The following is a 16,443-nucleotide window of genomic DNA, read 5'->3' as shown; positions in this document are numbered from 1 at the left end:
GGACGGGGCCAGGGTGTGGACCGGGGTGGTGCCAGTGCCGGCGAAGGCGGCTCCGCCGTCGTCGTGCGCGGCTAGCCCGGATAGGAGAGTTGCGTGGCCTGGCCCTCGCGCTTTTTCCAGGTCGAGAAGACCCGTGAGTAGACGCCGTCGGGGGTTTCGGCGTACACCGTCCGCTGGTCCCCTGGCCCGGCGGAGATGTTCGTCATGCCCAAGAGGGGCTCGAACGTCGTGGCCGATCCGCTCAGCGAGATCTCCTCGGCCCGCACTGCCTGGGAATTGCTGGGCTTCATCACGATGACCGCATCCGAGGAGCTCCACACCCCGCGTTCCACGGGGACCGATGCGTCCAGCCGCAGTGGATCGGTGAAGCCGCGGGGAACGCCTTCGCTGTCGCGGATGATCCCGGTGATGTAGACCCCGGGCTTCCCACCGACCGTGGCCACGACCAGGGCGCGGGCCCCGTCCGGGGACACGCGCAGCGACGTCACCTTCGCCTGGCCCATCCACCCGGAATTGACCTGCCGCGAGGACCCGTCCTTGGCGCTGTTCGAGGGCGTGACCCGGATCCGGGTGCGCCCGTCGTTGCCCACGGTCCAGGTCCACCCATGGATGTCGATACTGGGCGGCAGCAGGTCCTTTCCGGTGACGGCAACCCGCGGGACCCCGGCCTCGTTGACCGTGATCATCTTGGTCCGGCTCCCGTTGAGGAAGGCGTAGCGGTTGTCCGCCGGGGCCATGGCCGGATCCCGCGGGTCGTAGGCCGAGATGTCCTGGACGCCGCCCACGGGCACGACGCCGTTGCCCTGGTAGAAGACGAGTGCCTTCTTGTCGATGGCTATCTGGGTGTTCGGCACCGAGGCGTCCACGATCGCCTTCTCGTACCCCTCGGCGGCATTGCCCAGGCTGACGGCACGCTGGCCGACCGTCATGGATACCGCACGGACGTTCTGCACCTCGCCCAGGGTCAGTTCGAGCTGTTGCTGCATCTGCTGGCGCTGCAGCTCGGTGGCATCGGCGAAGGTCGAGACGTTCAGGTCCACGGTGGCCCGCCGGGATTCCACCGGCACCGAGGCGCGGGCCAGGGAGCTGCCCTCGGGGAACGCGCTGGTGACTGCGTTGCGCAGGTAGGGGGCCGGCCCCGCCAGCAGTGCGCCGACGATCGTGGCCGGCAGGCCCTGCCGTTTGGCGAACCACCGGTAGTCGGCGATGGCGTAGGACCGGGTGGAATCGTAGAAATACAACGGGTAGGCCGCGAAGAGCACGGCAAAGTTGCCCTCCTCGATCATGGTCCCGTTGGGTACCTTGGACAACCGCCATTGCCCGTCGACCTTCACGAGCTTGATGTCCGCGGACACCGTGGACTGCCCCTCCTTGCGGGTGAGCAGCCCGTGTTCGTCGATGCTGGAGGTCGCCGCCACCTCGACGGTATAGCTTCCCTCCTGGACGTTTTCCACGATGTTCGGTTCGGAGGCGTAGACCACGGTCCGGTCAGCCGCCCGCCATTCGCGCGAGAGCTCCGGTGCCAGGTACTCGCGGGCGACGCTGTAGTCGTCCCGCGGGGCGATGCCCGCCCGCATGAACCCCTCGATGATCTGTTGCGGCGAGGCGTCCTGCGCCGGCCCCGGAGGATCGAAGGTGTAGGTGAAGTCGGACTGTCCGGCAGCTTCCGGGGCGCTGGTCCCCACCGGCCCGGACGTGGGGATGGCTGCGCATCCGGTGAGCACCAGCAGGACCACCACGCAGGCGGCCAACAGCACCCGGGTGCGGGAGCCGCCGTCGTTCGGTGGAATGGGGCTAGGCATGGGTTCCTCCCGGGTGGCCCGTTTCCGGTTCGTCGTCGGCCGTGGCGTCCTGGTCATGGACCGGGTCGCCGTCGACTCCGGGGTGTGCCAGGGTGGCGCGCTCCGCCGGCGGAACGGCGCGCAGGATGCTTCCGGGCAGGGCGAACCCGCCGGAGGGCAGGGTGGGCAGCGAGGCGGTGTGCGGGCTCGTCTCCTCGAAGCCCAGCGACTGCCCCAGGCGCAGGCGTGAGTGGGGCGCCAGCGGCAGCGGCGAGGATCCCACCGGGTCCCCCAGGTTGCGGGGCAGCGTCAGGCGGAAGCAGGCACCGTCGCCCTTCTCCCCCCAGGCCTGGAGCCACCCGCCGTGCAGCCGGGTGTCCTCGGTGGCAATGGACAGGCCGAGCCCGCTGCCTCCGGTGGTCCTGGCCCGCGCGGGGTCCCCGCGCCAGAACCTGTCGAAGACCCGTGCGGCGTCCTCGGGATCCATGCCGATGCCGTGGTCGCGCACGGTGACCGCGACCGCGTGTTCGTCCTGCGCCACGGTGATGTCGATCGGCTCGCCCTCGCCATGTTCGACGGCGTTCATCACCAGGTTCCGGATGATGCGTTCGATGCGCCGGTGGTCCATCTCGACAGTGCACCCTCCGTCGGGGACGTGCACGCGCAGTTCGGAACCGAGGTTTTCCGCATGCATGCTGGCGGTTTCCACGACCCGGCGGACCACCGGAACCAGGTCCAGGACCTCGGCGTCCAACACGGCAACGCCGGCGTCGAAACGCGAGATCTCCAGCAGGTCGTTGAGCAGGGTCTGGAACCGTTCGACCTGGTTGTAGAGCAGTTCGGCCGAGCGCCGGTTGATCGGGTCGAATTCCTCGCGGGCGTCGTGCAGGACCTCGGCGGCCATCCGTACGGTGGTCAGGGGGGTGCGCAGCTCGTGGGAGACATCGGAGACGAAGCGTTGCTGCATCTGCGAGAGCGTGGCCAACTGGGTGATCTGGTCCTGCAGGGAGGTCGCCATCCGGTTGAAGGAGGTCCCGAGGCGGGCGATTTCGTCTTCGCCATGGACCTCGAGGCGTTCCTGCAGTTCCCCGGCTGCCAGCTTCTCCGACACCAGTGCGGCATTGGACACCGGGCGGACGACCAACCGGGTGGTGTACCAGGCGATCCCGCCGGTGACGCAGAGCAGCAGCAGGCCACCGATCGCCAGCACCCGGTGGATGAAGTCCAGGGTCTGCTGCACCGATTCCAGGTCGTACACCAGGTAGAGCGCGTATTCGCGGCCCGGAGGGAGCTGGACCTTGGTGCCGAAGGCGAGGCCCGGGGTGTCGTAGGTGGCGTGCGGGAAGCTGATCGATTCCCAGTAGACCCCGGGGTTGTCGCGCACTGTCACGGCCAGCGACGCGGGGATGACGGCAGTGGTCAGCCCGCCACTGGCGGTATTGGTGACGTAGATGTTCTCCGAGCTGGGCAACGGGGTCAGGATGAAGTCCCGCTGGACGCTGGCACCGTCGCCCTCCACCAGCTTGAGGGTGTCGTTGACGAACGCGACGGTGCTGGACCGGTCGGTGGTGGCGGCGGATTCGAAGTTTGACTTGACCTGGTTCAGGCCGCGGACCGATTCCTCCTGGACCTGGCCGAACCGTTCCTGGAACAGGCCGTCGGCGATCTGGTTCGACAAGAAGATCCCGGCGCCGAGCATGGCCAGTGCCGACAGCAACACGGTGGTGGCCACGGCCCGCAGCTGCAGGGAACGCCGCCAGGTGGTCACCAGCCGACGCCAACGTGCCGACGCACGTTCGAGGAAGGTGCGTACGCCCGAGGGGCGGGACGGCGGCGGCTCCCCGGACGGTTCCGCCGCCGGTGCCGGAGCGGCGGAGGTCTCCATGCTCAGCCTTGGCCGGCCTTGTACCCGACGCCACGGACGGTGAGGACCACCTCGGGGTTCTCCGGATCCACCTCGACCTTGGAGCGCAGGCGCTGCACATGGACGTTGACCAGCCGCGTGTCGGCTGCATGGCGGTAGCCCCAGACCTGCTCGAGCAGCAGTTCACGGGTGAACACCTGCCACGGCTTCCGGGCCAGGGCGACCAGCAGGTCGAACTCCAGCGGCGTCAGCGAAATCAGGGCGCCACCGCGCGTCACCGAGTGTCCCGCCACGTCGATCACCAGGTCGGCGATCTTCAGCGTTTCCGGGGCGTGCTTCTCCCCCGGCCGCAACCGGGCGCGGACCCGGGCGATGAGCTCTGCCGGTTTGAAGGGCTTCGGGACGTAGTCATCGGCGCCGGACTCCAGGCCGCGGACGACGTCGGCGGTATCGGATTTCGCGGTCAACATGACGATGGGGATGTCAGCTTCGGCGCGGATCAACCGGCACACCTCGATCCCGTCCATTCCCGGAAGCATCAGGTCCAACAGCACCAGGTCCGGCTTGACCTCCCGGAACGTGTCCAGTGCCTGGGCGCCGTCGTAGCAGAAGACCGGATCAAAGTCGTCGTTGCGCAGCACGATGCCGATCATCTCGGCCAGCGCCTCGTCGTCGTCGACCACCAAAACTCGGGCCTTCATGGCACCCCTTTTCCGATCATGCGTCTCTCCGGTGTCCAACATTCCTGCAGTCCACTATAGGGGGCACCGGTGCGCCCGCCAGCGGCGGCGCACCGCATCCAGCTAGGCTGGTTTGGACTGCAACGCGATGTGAGGGGCACCAACGCCATGACGGACGACCCGGCCAACCCGTACCACCGGCCCGAACCCGAGCCCGGGGACGGCGGGGATCCGGCGACCGCACCGTCCGGGCCGGCTGCTGCGGGCCCCGGCGGTCCGGCGCCCGCACCGGCCGCCGGAGGATTCGCGCCGCCGGCCGCCCCCGGCTGGCAGGCCCCTGCCCCGCAGGGATGGGCTCCGCCTCCCCCCGGCCCCTGGGGTACGGCACCGGGCTCAGCTGGCACGCCGGGCTCCGCCCACCCCCACGGCCAGCCCCCGGGGATGCAGCCCGCCGGCTGGGGCTGGGCCCCACCGCCCAAACCGGGCGTCGTCCCCCTGCGCCCGCTGGGCATCGGGGACCTGTTGGACGGCTCCTTCCAGGCGATCCGGCGCAATGCAGGTGCCACGCTGGGCCTGTCCGTGATCGTCCAGCTCTTCGTGGGCGTCGTCACGGCACTGGTGACCCTGCCCCTGTTCACGGCGATGGGAAACCCCGCGTTCCTGGAGGAGTCCTCCCCCGACTTCGGCGCATTGGCCGGCTCGCTGGCCACGCTGGTCGGCGGCAGCCTGCTGGCCGGTTTGCTCTCGGTGTTCCTGCTGGTCATCGTCCAGGGGGCCGTGACCATCCCGGTGCTGCGTGCCGTGCTGAACCGCAAGACCCGGTTCGGCCAGACGCTGCGGATCCTGCGTCCCTCGATCGGACGACTGCTGCTGCTGGCCCTGCTGTACCTGGGTGCCGGGGTGGTGGCCCTGCTGCTGTGCGGGGGCATCATCACCGTGGTGGCGCTGAACGCCAGCACGGGGGCAGCCTTCACCACGGCTGCCATCGTGGTGGTCCTGGCCGCCGTCGTCTCCGTGTGGATCAGCGTCCGGGTCACCTTCACCGCGCATGTCGTGGTCGCCGAGGACCTGACGGTGCGCCGGGCCCTGGTCCGCTGCTTCACCCTGGTGAAGTCCTCCTGGTGGCGGTGCTTCGGCACCCTGCTGCTGACCGGGATCATCGTGGGTGTCGTCACCAGCCTGATCACCTCCCCGTTGAGCATGATCGGCGGGATGGTCGGCGGCTTCATGTCGCCGGAGGACCCCAGCGCCCTGATGGACTTCCTGCTCAAGTTCTCCTTCATCACCACCATCCTCACCGCCCTAGCCACGGGGCTGGGCTTCGCCTACCAATGCGCGGTGACCACCCTGCTCTACACGGACCTGCGGATCCGCCGCGACGGTTTCGACATGGCGCTGTTGCGCGAATTCGACGCGGGCGTCGACGCCCCGATCCCGGGGTTGGCGGCCGCCGCATCCCCGGGGCACGACGCGGGCACCCCCGGGATCAGCTGATCGGATGCCCCTCTTCGTCCCCGCGCTGGTGAACGCCACGGCCTACGACCCGGATCGCGATGCGGCGACCCGTGAGCTGTCCCGTGAGCTGTCCCGCCGCGAATATGCCCAGGCACTGCCGAACCCGATCCTGGAGTTCCTGGGCCGGCTCTGGGCCGATTTCCTGTCGTGGGTCGATTCGCTGAACACGCTGGCGCCGAACCTGGGGTGGCTGGTGGTCCTGCTGGTGCTGGCAGCGGCCCTCGCCGTCGTCGTGCTCTTCATCAGGCCCCGTCTGCGCCGGCGGGCAGGTGCCGCGGTGACCGCCGGGGCCCCCGTGGGCCTCGACGCCACCCTCGACGCTGCCGGGTACCGGCGCCGGGCCGACCGGGCGATGCTCTCCGGGGACCATGCCACCGCGGTGCTCGAACGCTTCCGCGCCCTGGTGGCCCGTGCCGAGGAACGCACGCTGCTGGACCCGCAACCGGGCCGTACCGCCACCGAGGTGGCGCTCGCCCTGGGCCGGCCCTTCGGCGACGCCGCCGGCGAACTGCACCGGGCGGGCACGCTGTTCAACGCGGTCCACTACGGGCACCACGAACCCACCGCGCAGGACGCCCGCTGGCTCGCCGATCTCGAGGACCACCTCGCCACTGCGGCGCCCTCCGCGGGCTCCGGCGATTCCCAGCTGGCGGTGCCCCGATGACGCGGATCCCCGACGGTCAACGCCTGCAGGTGGCGGCCCCACCGGCGACGGCCGCCTCGACCTGGCGCCGCCGCTGGCGGGCAGCACGGCTCTGGGTCGTCCTGGCCGTGCTGGTCGGGCTCGTGGCGCTCTACTACGCCCTGTCCCAGGGGGGCGAGGACAACCGGGCCCTGAGCCCGGAGAACCCCTCGCCCGAGGGCGCCCAGGCGGTCGCCCGGGTCCTCGCCGACCAGGGGATCGACGTCGTGCAACCCCGGGACCTGGACGGCGCACTGGCCGCCCTGTCGGCCTCCGGGGGCCGGGCCACCCTGGTGCTGCACGACCCGCAGGCCTTCCTGGGGCGCGGCCAGCTCGCCGAACTGGCCCGGGCGGCACCGCACACCGTGCTCATCACCCCGGGCAACCGCGAGCTGCGGGCGTTTGCCCCGGACATCCACCCGGCCGGCGTCGTCCCGGAGGACGCCGCCTCCCCCGTGGCCGCCGGCTGCCGGCTGCCCGCCGTGGCAGAGACCCGCAACGCCTCGGCCGCCGGCAAGCTCTACCGCGCCCCCACCGGCTGCTTTGCCCACACCACCTCCAGCGGGCGCGCCTACGGGTATGCCAGCGAGGGCACGACGACGGTGCTCGGCAACCCGGACTACCTCGCCAACTCGAAGGTGCTGGCCTACGACCACGCACCCCTGGCGTTGCGCACGCTCGGCGCCGAACCCACGCTGGTGTGGTACCAGCCCACGATCGCCGACCACATCTCCACCGGCCCGGCGGCCAGCCCGTTCGAACTCCTCCCGGGGTGGGTGAGCCCGGCACTGGGCTGGTTGATGGTCTTCGGGGTGCTGGCCATCTGCTGGCGGGCCCGCCGCGACGGACCGCTGGTGCCCGAACCGCTGCCCGTCACCGTGCCGGCCTCCGAGACCGCCGAGGGCAGGGCCCGACTCTACCGCGACGCCCATGCCGTCGATGCCGCGGTGGCCGCCTTGCGCTCCGCCTCGCTGGGTCGGTTGGCCGCCCACCTGCGGCTCGGCCACGGCAGCAGCGCCGATTCCATCGTCGCCACCGCCGCCAAGGAGTCCGGGATCCCCGGGCCCCGGCTGCGCCGCCTCTACTTCCCGGACCGGGTGGCCCACGAGGCCGCCCTGGTCGCCTGGGCCCAGGAACTGCACACCGTCGAAAAGGAGATCGGTATCCCGTGAGCGAACAAGTCAAAGAGGCCGACGCGGTCCGCCAGGCACTGTTGGACGTACGCCATGAGGTGTCCAAGGCCGTGGTGGGCCAGGACGCGACCGTCACGGGGCTGCTGATCGCCCTGCTGGCGCAGGGGCACGTGTTGTTGGAGGGGGTCCCGGGTGTCGCCAAGACCCTGATGGTCCGCACCCTCTCCGCGGCCCTGGACCTGGACACCAAACGGGTGCAGTTCACCCCCGACCTGATGCCCGGCGACGTCACCGGTTCGCTCGTGTACGACACGGGCACCGCGGACTTCAGCTTCCGCGAGGGCCCGGTGTTCACGAACATCATGCTCGCCGACGAGATCAACCGGACGCCGCCGAAGACGCAGGCCTCCCTGCTCGAGGCCATGGAGGAACGCCAGGTCAGCGTCGACGGTGTCTCCCGCCAGCTGCCGCAGCCGTTCATCGTGGCCGCCACGCAGAACCCCGTCGAATACGAAGGCACCTACCCGCTGCCCGAGGCGCAGTTGGACCGTTTCCTGCTCAAGCTGACCATGGACCTGCCCGAACGCGACGACGAGATCGAGATCATCCGTCGCCACGGTGCGGGATTCGATCCACGGGACCTCGCGGCGGCCGGCGTCACCGCGGTGGCGACCGCAGCCGATCTGGAGGCCGCCCGGGCGGCGGTCGCCACCGTGACCGTGTCCCCTGAGGTCATCGGCTACATCGTGGACATCGTCCGGGCCACCCGCACCGCGCCCAGTTTCCAGCTGGGCGTCTCCCCGCGGGGTGCGACCGCGCTGCTGAACACTGCACGGGCCTGGGCCTGGCTCTCCGGGCGGGACTTCGTGGCACCGGACGACGTCAAGGTGTTGACCTTGCCGTGCCTGCGCCACCGGGTGTCGCTGCGCCCCGAGGCGCAAATGGACGGGGTCGGCGCCGACGACGTGCTGCAATCGATCCTGGCCACCGTGCCGGTCCCCCGCTAGGCCGCCATGGCCCTGCACCGTCGTTTCGTCTGGTTCGCCCTGGCCGGGCTGCTCCCCGTCGTGCTGTGGCCCGGAGGCTGGACGATCGCCCTCACGCTGCTCGTGCTGCTGGCCGCCGCCGGGCTCGACGTGGCGCTCGCCGCCTCACCGCGCAGCGTGACGATCGAGCGGTCCATCCCGCGCAGCGTCCGGCTCGGGGAACCGGCGACCGCTCACCTCTACCTGCGCAACACCGGACGCCGACGGCTGCACGGCCAGGCCCGCGATGGCTGGCAGCCCTCGGCCGGCGCCACCGGCACCCGGTTTGCCGTGGACCTGCCACCCGGGGAACGCCGTGGCTTCACCATCGGCTTGCTGCCGGTGCGCCGCGGGGACCTGGCAGTCCACCACACGACGCTGCGCTCCGCTGGGCCGCTGGGCCTGGCGTCCCGCCAGCTCACGCACACCAGCCCGGGATCGGTCAGGGTGCTGCCGCCCTTCCATGCCAAACGCCACCTGCCCTCCAAGCTGCAGCGGCTGCGCGAACTCGACGGCCGGGCCGCCATCCAGGTCCGCGGAGCCGGTACCGAATTCGATTCGCTGCGCGACTACGTCCGCGGGGATGACGTCCGTTCCATCGACTGGCGGGCCACCGCGCGCCGGCAAAACGTGGTGGTGCGCACCTGGCGGCCCGAACGCGACCGGCGCGTGGTGATCGTGCTGGACACCTCGCGCACCTCGGCGGCCCGGATCGCCGACGAGCCGCGGCTGGACACCGGGATCGAGGCTTCGCTGCTCCTGGCGGTGCTGGCCGAACGCGGCGGTGACCGGGTGGACTTCCTGGCCTACGACCGCCGGGTCAGGGCCCGCGTCGACTCGGCCTCCAAGGGGGTCATGCTCACCCAGCTGGTCGAGTCCATGGCACCGCTGGAGCCGGAACTGATCGAGGCCGACTTCTCCGGCCTGCCCGCCCAGGTCCGGGCCATCTCCTCACACCGCTCGCTGCTGGTGCTGCTGACCGCCCTGGACTCCGGGGCCGTCGAGGAGGGGCTGCTGCCCATCCTGCCGGCGCTCACCTCCCAGCATGTGGTGGTGATCGCCGCCGTCAGGGATCCGGAGCTGGATACCCTGGCCGCCGATGTCTCCGACACCGCAGCCGTCTACCGGGCGGCCGCGGCGGCCCGGACGCTGCAACAGCGCGAGGCGCTGAAGGACCAGTTGCGGGCCATGGGCGCCGAAGTGGTCGATGCGCCACCGCTGGAGTTGCCACCGCTGCTGGCCGATACCTACATCCGGCTCAAGGCCACCGGCCGGCTCTGAGACACGGGGCCACCGGTCCTGCGGGTCAGTGGGAGCCGAGGAAGTGCAGGACCCGGGCCAACAGCGTATCGGTGGCCCCGGCGTCGTACTGCGCAGTGGAGGAGTCGGCGAAGAAGTGGGCATCGCCCGGATACAGGAACATCTCCCCGTCGGCGGCCTGCCCGATGAGTTCGCGGGCCGCATCGATGTCGCCCGAACCGACGAATTCGGGATCGGATTCCGTGGCGTGGATCTGCACCGGGACCGAGTCTGGCCAGCTGGCGGAGAACTCGGTGACCGGAACGCAGGAGGCGATGAACAGGGCCCCTGCGGCACCGGGCCGGGTCTGGGCGAGCTTCTGGGCCGGAAGCACGCCCAGGGAGTATCCCGCGTAGACCAGGTCGTTGCCGAGCCCTTCGACGGCCCGGGCACCCCGATCGAGGACCTCCTCGAAACCGATCTCGGCGGAGGCATGGTGGACGCCCTCCTCCAGGGTGGCGAAGGTGCGGCCCCCGAACAGATCGGGGGTGTGCACCGTGTGTCCGCCGGCGCGCAACAGTTCAGCGAACTCCTCGATCCCCGCGGTGAGCCCGAGGACGTGGTGGAATAGGACGACGTCGGCCATGATGATTTCCCTCGGTTCGCATGCTGGTCAGTCGGCGGGCCGGTGGGCCCCGTCCCAGAATGGTGGAATTCGTGCCCCACGACAAGACCCGCGGCCTGGACTACTCGGCGACGGCCCGCCGACCCGGTTTCGGGGCGCTCCCCGCTGCGGTCCGCCGGACCATCACCGGCTGGGCCGGGGGCCGCATCGACGCCGTCCGGCTGGCCGGCGGCGGTTTCACCCACGGTTTCGCCGCGCTCATCGAGGGGCCGCGTCCCGTCTTCGTGAAGGCCATCGCCCGTGACGATCCATTTATTGCCCCGGCCTACGCCCGCGAAGTCGAGGTCCTGGCTGCCGTGCCGGACGGTCTGGCCGTGCCCGCCCTGCTGGAGCACACCGTCGTGGACGGCTGGCTGGTCTTCGCCACCACCCCCGTGCGGGGCCGCATGCCCGGCTCCCCCTGGACGCTGGCAGATGCGCGGGCGGTGCACGACGCAGCCCGGCTGGCCAACACGGTCCTCGCCCCGGTGGCCCCCCAGGCACTCGGGATCCGCGGAACGCTGGCGGGCGACTGGGTGGGTCTGCTCGACGAACTGGACGGTGGGAACGCCGTGCTCGCTGCGGGGCACCGCCCGGGATTCCTGCCCGCAGGGTTCCGCGGCCCCGCCGGTGACCCGCTGGCGCAGTGGATCCGGGATGCGGCCGCCCGGGCGCCCACCGCGCTGGTCGGCACGACGCCGCTGAACAACGACCTGCGTGCCGACAACGTCATCATCGCCCGCGACGCAGTGGCCGGGTTCCCGGCCGGCACTGCCTGGATCTGCGACTGGAACTACCTCACGCTGGGCCCGGAGTGGGCCGACTGGGTCGTCCAGTGGCCGGCCCTGCACGACGACGGCCTGCCGTTGGATCAGATTGCCGGCTGGGGATTGACCGCCGGCGTCCCGGATGCGGACCTGGATGCCTGGCTGGCGACGATCCTCATCTACTACACGGCCGCCGGCGCCCGCGAGCCACTCGACACCAGTCCCGACCTGCGCCGGCACCAGCAGCTGTGCGCCCGACAGGCATGGGCGCTCGTGGAGTCCAGGGCCGGCAGGGGACGTGGAGCGGGTGGACGGCCCGGCCGTGTACTTGGACCCGACGTGTGAGCCCGTGGACCCCAGGCGCTCAGACTAGCGATGCGCATCCGCGCGCGGCATCCGACGTCGTCGGGCACTGCCCGACGCAACTCTCCGGGCCCGACCTGGAGCCCGTTTCCGTGGTGTGCGGACTAACCGCCGACGCGCACCTGGTTCAGGGCGTCCGCGGTTTGGGTGAGGCGGTGCAGGACGCGCCGGACCGTGTCCGGGGTGGTGTGCTCCAGACCAGCGGCCGGCAACAGCGTCAGCGCTCCCAGCTGGCTGTCCGGGACCCCGATCATCTGCAACGGCCGGTGGATCCGCTCCACCGCAGCCGTGACGTCGGGAACGTCAGCTGCCGGGTCGAGGGTTTCCAGGAAGAGCTGTCCATCCTGGTCGATGAGTTCTGCCATCCGTTCCCAGGCGCCCATGTCGGCTCCGCCGGCGAGCACCACGGTGTCGAAACCGGCGGCCAGTGCATCGTCGACGAGGTCGCGCCACGTGGTTCCGCCGCTCCGGGGGCTGGAGGGGAACCCCGCCCCCGGGGACAACACCACGGTTTCGGCTCCCGCGTCACGCAGGGCCTGCACGAGAACTGCCCAATGTCCGGTGGCCTCGTGCCGGGCGACGGCGCGCAGGCTTTGATAGCCGCTGGCGGTCGGGACGTTCCCCCCGAGCACGGCAGCGCTGTCAGGTTCCTCCACGACGACGGTCAGGGGGCCGGCGCCGGTGGAGCGCTGGACGTGCCGCAGATGCCCGGAGGCCCCGTCCGCGAGGGATGCTGCGAGATCACGGCGGGCGCCGGCGTCGGACAGGACCTTTTCCCCGTGATGCAGGGAGATCGCGGCGGCCAGCGAGAGCGGTCCACGCAGCTGCAGCTTCAGTGGTCCCGCAGCACTGCCGGCCGCGCCGATCACGTCGGCCAATACCCCCAGATCCGAGGAGAGTGCCGAGACGGCCCGACGATGGTCGAGCCCGGGACGATCGGTCAGCCGCCACCCATGGGGTTGTACATCGGCGTACAGCTCGGTGAGCAGGGCGATGGTCCGCCCCACGGCGTCGGAGCCGACACCGCGGTGGGGAAGCTGGACCAGGTGAGGCAGATGCGGAGACCCGAGCTCCCCGCGGACCATGCGGGTCGCTTCGACCGGATCCGTTCCCGGTAGCGGCCCCTGGCCGGTGGCGCGGACGCTGCTCAGCGTGCGTCGCCTCCCTCGGGCATCCGCGAGGCGGAGATCGCCTGATGGTGGCGGATGACCTCTTCGATGACGAAGTTCAGGAACTTCTCGGCGAAGGCCGGGTCCAGGTGCGCTTCCGCCGCGAGGCGGCGCAGCCGGGCAATCTGGGCGGTTTCGCGGTGCGGATCCGCCGGCGGGAGTTGGTGCTCGGCCTTGAGGTGCCCGACCTTCTGGGTGGCCTTGAACCGTTCGGCCAGCAGGTAGATCAGGGTCGCGTCGATGTTGTCGATGCTGCCCCGTACATCCAGGAGTTCGCGCATGACTGCGGGGTCGACGCTCCCGGCCAGGGAGGATGCGGCGGGGTCGTAATCCTCGTCCACGGGGGGCTGGGGGTCCGGCTCGTTGCTCATGGTCTCCATCCTACGGGTGGGTCTGCGGTTGACCTGCGGTGTTACGGGACGTGAGGAGGCGTCGGGGAAGCCGCCACAGCAGCACCGCGGCCAAGGCGACCGGCAGGATCCATCCGCTCCAGCCCAGCGGGGCGACCACCAGCATGTCCAGATCGGTCGTCGCGGAGAAGACGAGGAACAGTCCGGCCGCGGCGTTCAGTGCTCCGTGGGCGAGGGCGGCGGGCCAGACGCTGCCCGAGGCCAGCCGCAGCCACGCGAAGATGGCACCGAAGCTGACCGTCATGCCGGTCATGGCCAGCAGCCCGAGCCATCCGGGGACCCCCGGGTAGTTGTAGCCGAGCAGGATCAGCGGTGCGTGCCACAGGCCCCACACCACCCCGGACACCAGGACGGTGGCCGTCTTGCCCAGGGGTGCGAGCCGGGACACCAGCCAGCCGCGCCAGCCGATCTCCTCTCCGAGAGCGGGGACCAGGTTGATGACCGAACCGATGAGGACGTTGAACAGCTGCCCGGCGATGAGCAGGCCCGCGGGGAGGGCATTGAGCTGGGCCGCGGCCTGTGGTGCCTGTTGGGCCATGATCGAGCGCAAGGCCGACAGGTTGGCGAAGTCCGCCGGATAGACCCCGAGTGCTGCTCCGAGCAGCAACCCAGCCACGACGAGCAGGATCGGCAGCAGCAGGCCGGCGGCGAGGAACGCGATGAACGGTCCGACCGGCTTCAGTGGCCACAGCCCCAGGCTGCGGGCGATACCGGGTCCTCCCGGACGGTTTCCCGGCTTTTCGGCGAACCTGACCACCAGCAGTGCGGCCACGGTGGGCGTGAGCATCATCACCAGGGCATAAACGGTGAACAATGGATCGCCGAGCCCCCGGCCACCCATCCACAAGGGCAGCGCCACCAGCCAGGCCAGCGCATACGCCAGCACCACGTAGAGGATGATCGGTTTCGGTCGGACTGGCAGCATGGGAAGGGCACCTCGGGACGACGGAATGCGGGCACATCCACCCTATCGGTGGCCCCAGCGCAGGCCCGGCCATGGCCTACAGTGGGAGGGCCATGATGAGTAGACGAGACGCCGCGATCGCCCTGGACATCCCCCTGGAGATGGCCACCAAGCACGGGATCCCCTCCCGCCTATCGGAAGCGGAGCTGGCCGACCTGCAGGCCAACGAACCACAGTGGCTCATCCAGTCGCGGGCCAACCGCCAGGGAAAGCGCCCGGTATGGGTCCACCTGACCTGCACGGTCTGCGGTCGTGCCGAGGCCGCCCGCCCCAAGAAGTGGTGGCCGGACTTCGACTTCGTATTCTGCGACTCCCACTCCCCCCGCGAGTTGCCCGCCGTGCCGGCCGGCCGCGTCCGCTGCGAGTACGAGCAGGTCGCCGGGCGCCTCACCGGGGTGGTCGACGAGGCCGCCAGCTAGCCACGACGGATCGGCCTAGGCCGTCACGTCCAGCCGGTTTTCCAATCGCTTCGGCCCGATGCTGGCCAATGCCTGTCCCGGCCCCGGATTCTGCTCCGCATCCTGCCCGCCCAGGTGCTGCACGACGCCCCAGACCGCGTTCAAACCGGTGGTGACTGCGCCTTCTGCCCATCCCGCGGTCCACGACACATCGTCGCCGGCCAGGAAGATGCCGCGGTGCTCCGCTGCAAGATCCCGCTGGTCGAAGTGGGTGAACAGCTGTTCCTGGTAGCGGTAATGCCCCGGCAGGTTGGCCTTGAAGGCACCCATGAAATTGGGGTCGGCCTCCCAGGACACCGTGACCGGCTGGCCGATGATGTGGCTGCGGATGTCCACGTCCGGGTAGATCTTCTCCAGCGAGTGCAGCATCAGCTCCATCCGGCGTTCGGCGGAGAGGGAGAGCCACTTCAGCGCGTCGTCGTTCCAGGTGTAGGACAACAAGATCACCGCCGGGCGATCCGGCCCGTTGTCCAGCAGGTAGGTGGCGCGATTCAGCCTGTCGGTCAGCGTCATGGACAGCGGGTACTGGCCCGTCACCGGGTCGCGGTCCTTCCAGAACGGTCGATCGACCATGACGAAGGTCTTCGAGGACTGCATGTAGTGTGAGCGCTCAATCGCCGTCCACAGCTTGGGAGGCAGCAGGGACTCCTCGGTGTCGATACCCGTGGACAACAGCCAGGACTGCACCGTCGACACCACCGCAGGATAGGTTGCGGTCCTGCCAAAGCGCTCCGTCACGTCAAAGGTGTTCGCCCCGTTGGTTCCACCCGCAGCCGAACGGGCGATCCGGGCCACGGCACCGCGTGGCGCCCCGCCGTGCAGCGAGGCGAGCGTCGTGCCGGCCGGCCAATGCGCCAGCTGGCTGGGGGCATGGTTCCAGAGCCCCAGGGGAAGTCGGTTGGCGCCCCCGGTGATGCCGCGGTGGTTGTCGTCGGCGTCGGTGTACACCACCCTGAGGATTTCCAGGATGGAGTTGGGGAAGTCGGTATCCCAGCCGCCCGAGCCGAAACCAACCTGGCCGAATGTCTCACGGTGGGAGAAGCCCGCTTCCTTGAAGGCCGCCGAGTTGGCGATGAACCCATAGAAGCTCTCCTCATCGAATTCCTCCAGCAGCGAGTTCCATATCCGCTTGATCTGGTCGGCATCCCTGGATTTGATGGCTTCTTGCATCTCGTCGAAGTGGGCGCCTTCCCGGAGCGCGCGTTTCCACGCCTCCGCGACCTCGTGGAAGAAGTGTGGCAGGTCGGCCTCGTCTTCCACGTAGACCTTCTGTCCTTCGAGTTCGATCACCGTCGAATCAGTGGGTGTGGCCAAGGGGTTCGGAAAGTCATAGGTGTCCAGACCCAGCAGGTTGATGTAGTGGTACAGCGCCTTTCCTGAGGTGGGGAAACGCATGCCGCCCAGGTCGCAGGTGACGTCCGGGGCGGAGGGGAAACTGGCGGTGCGGAGCCTGCCACCGATCTGGTCGGCCTCGTAGATGACCGGTTTCAGCCCCAGGATCATCAGTTCATAGGCTGTCACCAGTCCGGACAGCCCGGCGCCGATCACGGCGACCTCCGTGCCGTGGAGTTCTTCGGGGACGCTTCCCAACCCGGCAGGGTGCTGGAGGTACAAGTCATAGTTGAACGGAAAATCGGGATTGAGCATGTTGATGCTGCCGTCGGTCTGGGGCAAGGATTCCATGGTGCGGTCCTTCGCTGGTCGCTGGGTGTGAAGATGGTGGCGAGGG

The 16,443-nt window shown here is 70.0% G+C and carries 15 protein-coding genes; 7 read left to right on the top strand and 8 right to left on the bottom strand.

The features are described 5' to 3' along the window. Positions 1-71: 71 nt before the first annotated feature. The 3 genes from ABD088_RS11555 to mtrA are packed head-to-tail and all read right to left on the bottom strand — an operon-like array spanning position 72 to position 4,346. A complete protein-coding gene (locus ABD088_RS11555; RefSeq protein WP_343902082.1) occupies positions 72-1,802 on the bottom strand; it encodes an LpqB family beta-propeller domain-containing protein in 1,731 nt (576 codons plus the stop codon). After that, positions 1,795-3,666, bottom strand: a complete 1,872-nt coding sequence (gene mtrB / locus ABD088_RS11550) for an MtrAB system histidine kinase MtrB (RefSeq protein WP_343902081.1) — start codon at positions 3,664-3,666, stop codon at positions 1,795-1,797. The genes ABD088_RS11555 and mtrB overlap by 8 nt, the downstream gene beginning before the upstream one ends. A 2-nt stretch (positions 3,667-3,668) precedes the next feature. Next, on the bottom strand, positions 3,669-4,346 hold the full coding sequence (gene mtrA / locus ABD088_RS11545; protein WP_343902080.1) for an MtrAB system response regulator MtrA: 678 nt from the start codon (positions 4,344-4,346) through the stop codon (positions 3,669-3,671). A 147-nt stretch (positions 4,347-4,493) separates the two neighbouring features. Here mtrA and ABD088_RS11540 point away from each other — a divergent pair, with 147 nt between their 5' ends. Genes ABD088_RS11540 through ABD088_RS11520 form a run of 5 tightly spaced genes read left to right on the top strand, consistent with a single transcriptional unit; the run spans position 4,494 to position 9,961 of the window. Next, positions 4,494-5,819 (top strand): DUF7847 domain-containing protein, encoded by a 1,326-nt coding sequence (locus ABD088_RS11540; protein ID WP_343902079.1) that lies wholly within the window; start codon positions 4,494-4,496, stop codon positions 5,817-5,819. A 4-nt stretch (positions 5,820-5,823) separates the two neighbouring features. Beyond that, complete coding sequence (locus ABD088_RS11535; RefSeq protein WP_343902078.1) at positions 5,824-6,504, top strand: DUF4129 domain-containing protein; 681 nt, start codon at positions 5,824-5,826, stop codon at positions 6,502-6,504. Continuing rightward, positions 6,501-7,694: a DUF4350 domain-containing protein gene (locus tag ABD088_RS11530; RefSeq protein ID WP_343902077.1), complete on the top strand. Its 1,194-nt coding sequence runs from the start codon at positions 6,501-6,503 to the stop codon at positions 7,692-7,694. The genes ABD088_RS11535 and ABD088_RS11530 overlap by 4 nt, the downstream gene beginning before the upstream one ends. Next, entirely contained in the window at positions 7,691-8,662 is a 972-nt protein-coding gene (locus ABD088_RS11525; RefSeq protein ID WP_343902076.1) for an AAA family ATPase, read from the top strand. Before ABD088_RS11530 ends, ABD088_RS11525 begins: the two co-directional genes overlap by 4 nt. A gap of 6 nt (positions 8,663-8,668) precedes the next feature. Beyond that, entirely contained in the window at positions 8,669-9,961 is a 1,293-nt protein-coding gene (locus tag ABD088_RS11520) for a DUF58 domain-containing protein (protein WP_343902075.1), read from the top strand. A 25-nt stretch (positions 9,962-9,986) separates the two neighbouring features. On the opposite strand, the gene ABD088_RS11515 is transcribed toward ABD088_RS11520, so the two are convergent. Then, positions 9,987-10,565, bottom strand: a complete 579-nt coding sequence (locus ABD088_RS11515; RefSeq protein WP_343902074.1) for a dienelactone hydrolase family protein — start codon at positions 10,563-10,565, stop codon at positions 9,987-9,989. Positions 10,566-10,636: 71 nt separating this feature from the next. Between ABD088_RS11515 and ABD088_RS11510 the strand changes: the two genes are divergently transcribed. After that, positions 10,637-11,695: a phosphotransferase family protein gene (locus ABD088_RS11510; protein WP_343902073.1), complete on the top strand. Its 1,059-nt coding sequence runs from the start codon at positions 10,637-10,639 to the stop codon at positions 11,693-11,695. 122 nt (positions 11,696-11,817) lie between these two features. Here the strand turns inward: ABD088_RS11510 and ABD088_RS11505 are convergent, their stop codons facing one another. The 3 genes from ABD088_RS11505 to ABD088_RS11495 all read right to left on the bottom strand — a co-directional run bounded on the left by ABD088_RS11505 (position 11,818) and on the right by ABD088_RS11495 (position 14,217). Beyond that, entirely contained in the window at positions 11,818-12,798 is a 981-nt protein-coding gene (locus tag ABD088_RS11505; RefSeq protein WP_343902072.1) for a uroporphyrinogen decarboxylase/cobalamine-independent methonine synthase family protein, read from the bottom strand. Between the two features lie 62 nt (positions 12,799-12,860). Continuing rightward, positions 12,861-13,253 (bottom strand): chorismate mutase, encoded by a 393-nt coding sequence (locus ABD088_RS11500; RefSeq protein ID WP_343902071.1) that lies wholly within the window; start codon positions 13,251-13,253, stop codon positions 12,861-12,863. A 10-nt stretch (positions 13,254-13,263) separates the two neighbouring features. Beyond that, positions 13,264-14,217 (bottom strand): CPBP family intramembrane glutamic endopeptidase, encoded by a 954-nt coding sequence (locus tag ABD088_RS11495; RefSeq protein WP_343902070.1) that lies wholly within the window; start codon positions 14,215-14,217, stop codon positions 13,264-13,266. Positions 14,218-14,309: 92 nt separating this feature from the next. Here ABD088_RS11495 and ABD088_RS11490 point away from each other — a divergent pair, with 92 nt between their 5' ends. Next, positions 14,310-14,675: a hypothetical protein gene (locus ABD088_RS11490; protein ID WP_343902069.1), complete on the top strand. Its 366-nt coding sequence runs from the start codon at positions 14,310-14,312 to the stop codon at positions 14,673-14,675. A 15-nt stretch (positions 14,676-14,690) separates the two neighbouring features. Here the strand turns inward: ABD088_RS11490 and ABD088_RS11485 are convergent, their stop codons facing one another. Further along, complete coding sequence (locus ABD088_RS11485; RefSeq protein ID WP_343902068.1) at positions 14,691-16,397, bottom strand: flavin monoamine oxidase family protein; 1,707 nt, start codon at positions 16,395-16,397, stop codon at positions 14,691-14,693. Positions 16,398-16,443 lie beyond the last annotated feature (46 nt).

It is taken from the genome of Arthrobacter rhombi, from assembly GCF_039526245.1.
In the GTDB taxonomy this organism is placed as follows: Bacteria; Actinomycetota; Actinomycetes; order Actinomycetales; family Micrococcaceae; genus Arthrobacter_H; species Arthrobacter_H rhombi.
The sequence above is the reverse complement of the archived record's forward strand: the minus strand, read 5'-3'. Positions and strand labels throughout refer to the sequence as shown.

Excerpts from the sequence above, each read along its gene's own strand:
- ABD088_RS11505 (WP_343902072.1), bottom strand. The coding sequence starts at position 12,798 with ATGGTCCGCGGGGAGCTCGGGTCTCCGCATCTGCCTCACCTGGTCCAG.
- ABD088_RS11485 (WP_343902068.1), bottom strand. The coding sequence starts at position 16,397 with ATGGAATCCTTGCCCCAGACCGACGGCAGCATCAACATGCTCAATCCC.
- mtrA (WP_343902080.1), bottom strand. The coding sequence starts at position 4,346 with ATGAAGGCCCGAGTTTTGGTGGTCGACGACGACGAGGCGCTGGCCGAG.
- mtrB (WP_343902081.1), bottom strand. The coding sequence starts at position 3,666 with ATGGAGACCTCCGCCGCTCCGGCACCGGCGGCGGAACCGTCCGGGGAG.
- ABD088_RS11515 (WP_343902074.1), bottom strand. The coding sequence starts at position 10,565 with ATGGCCGACGTCGTCCTATTCCACCACGTCCTCGGGCTCACCGCGGGG.
- ABD088_RS11555 (WP_343902082.1), bottom strand. The coding sequence starts at position 1,802 with ATGCCTAGCCCCATTCCACCGAACGACGGCGGCTCCCGCACCCGGGTG.
- ABD088_RS11530 (WP_343902077.1), top strand. The coding sequence starts at position 6,501 with ATGACGCGGATCCCCGACGGTCAACGCCTGCAGGTGGCGGCCCCACCG.
- ABD088_RS11540 (WP_343902079.1), top strand. The coding sequence starts at position 4,494 with ATGACGGACGACCCGGCCAACCCGTACCACCGGCCCGAACCCGAGCCC.
- ABD088_RS11490 (WP_343902069.1), top strand. The coding sequence starts at position 14,310 with ATGATGAGTAGACGAGACGCCGCGATCGCCCTGGACATCCCCCTGGAG.
- ABD088_RS11520 (WP_343902075.1), top strand. The coding sequence starts at position 8,669 with ATGGCCCTGCACCGTCGTTTCGTCTGGTTCGCCCTGGCCGGGCTGCTC.
- ABD088_RS11500 (WP_343902071.1), bottom strand. The coding sequence starts at position 13,253 with ATGAGCAACGAGCCGGACCCCCAGCCCCCCGTGGACGAGGATTACGAC.
- ABD088_RS11495 (WP_343902070.1), bottom strand. The coding sequence starts at position 14,217 with ATGCTGCCAGTCCGACCGAAACCGATCATCCTCTACGTGGTGCTGGCG.
- ABD088_RS11535 (WP_343902078.1), top strand. The coding sequence starts at position 5,824 with ATGCCCCTCTTCGTCCCCGCGCTGGTGAACGCCACGGCCTACGACCCG.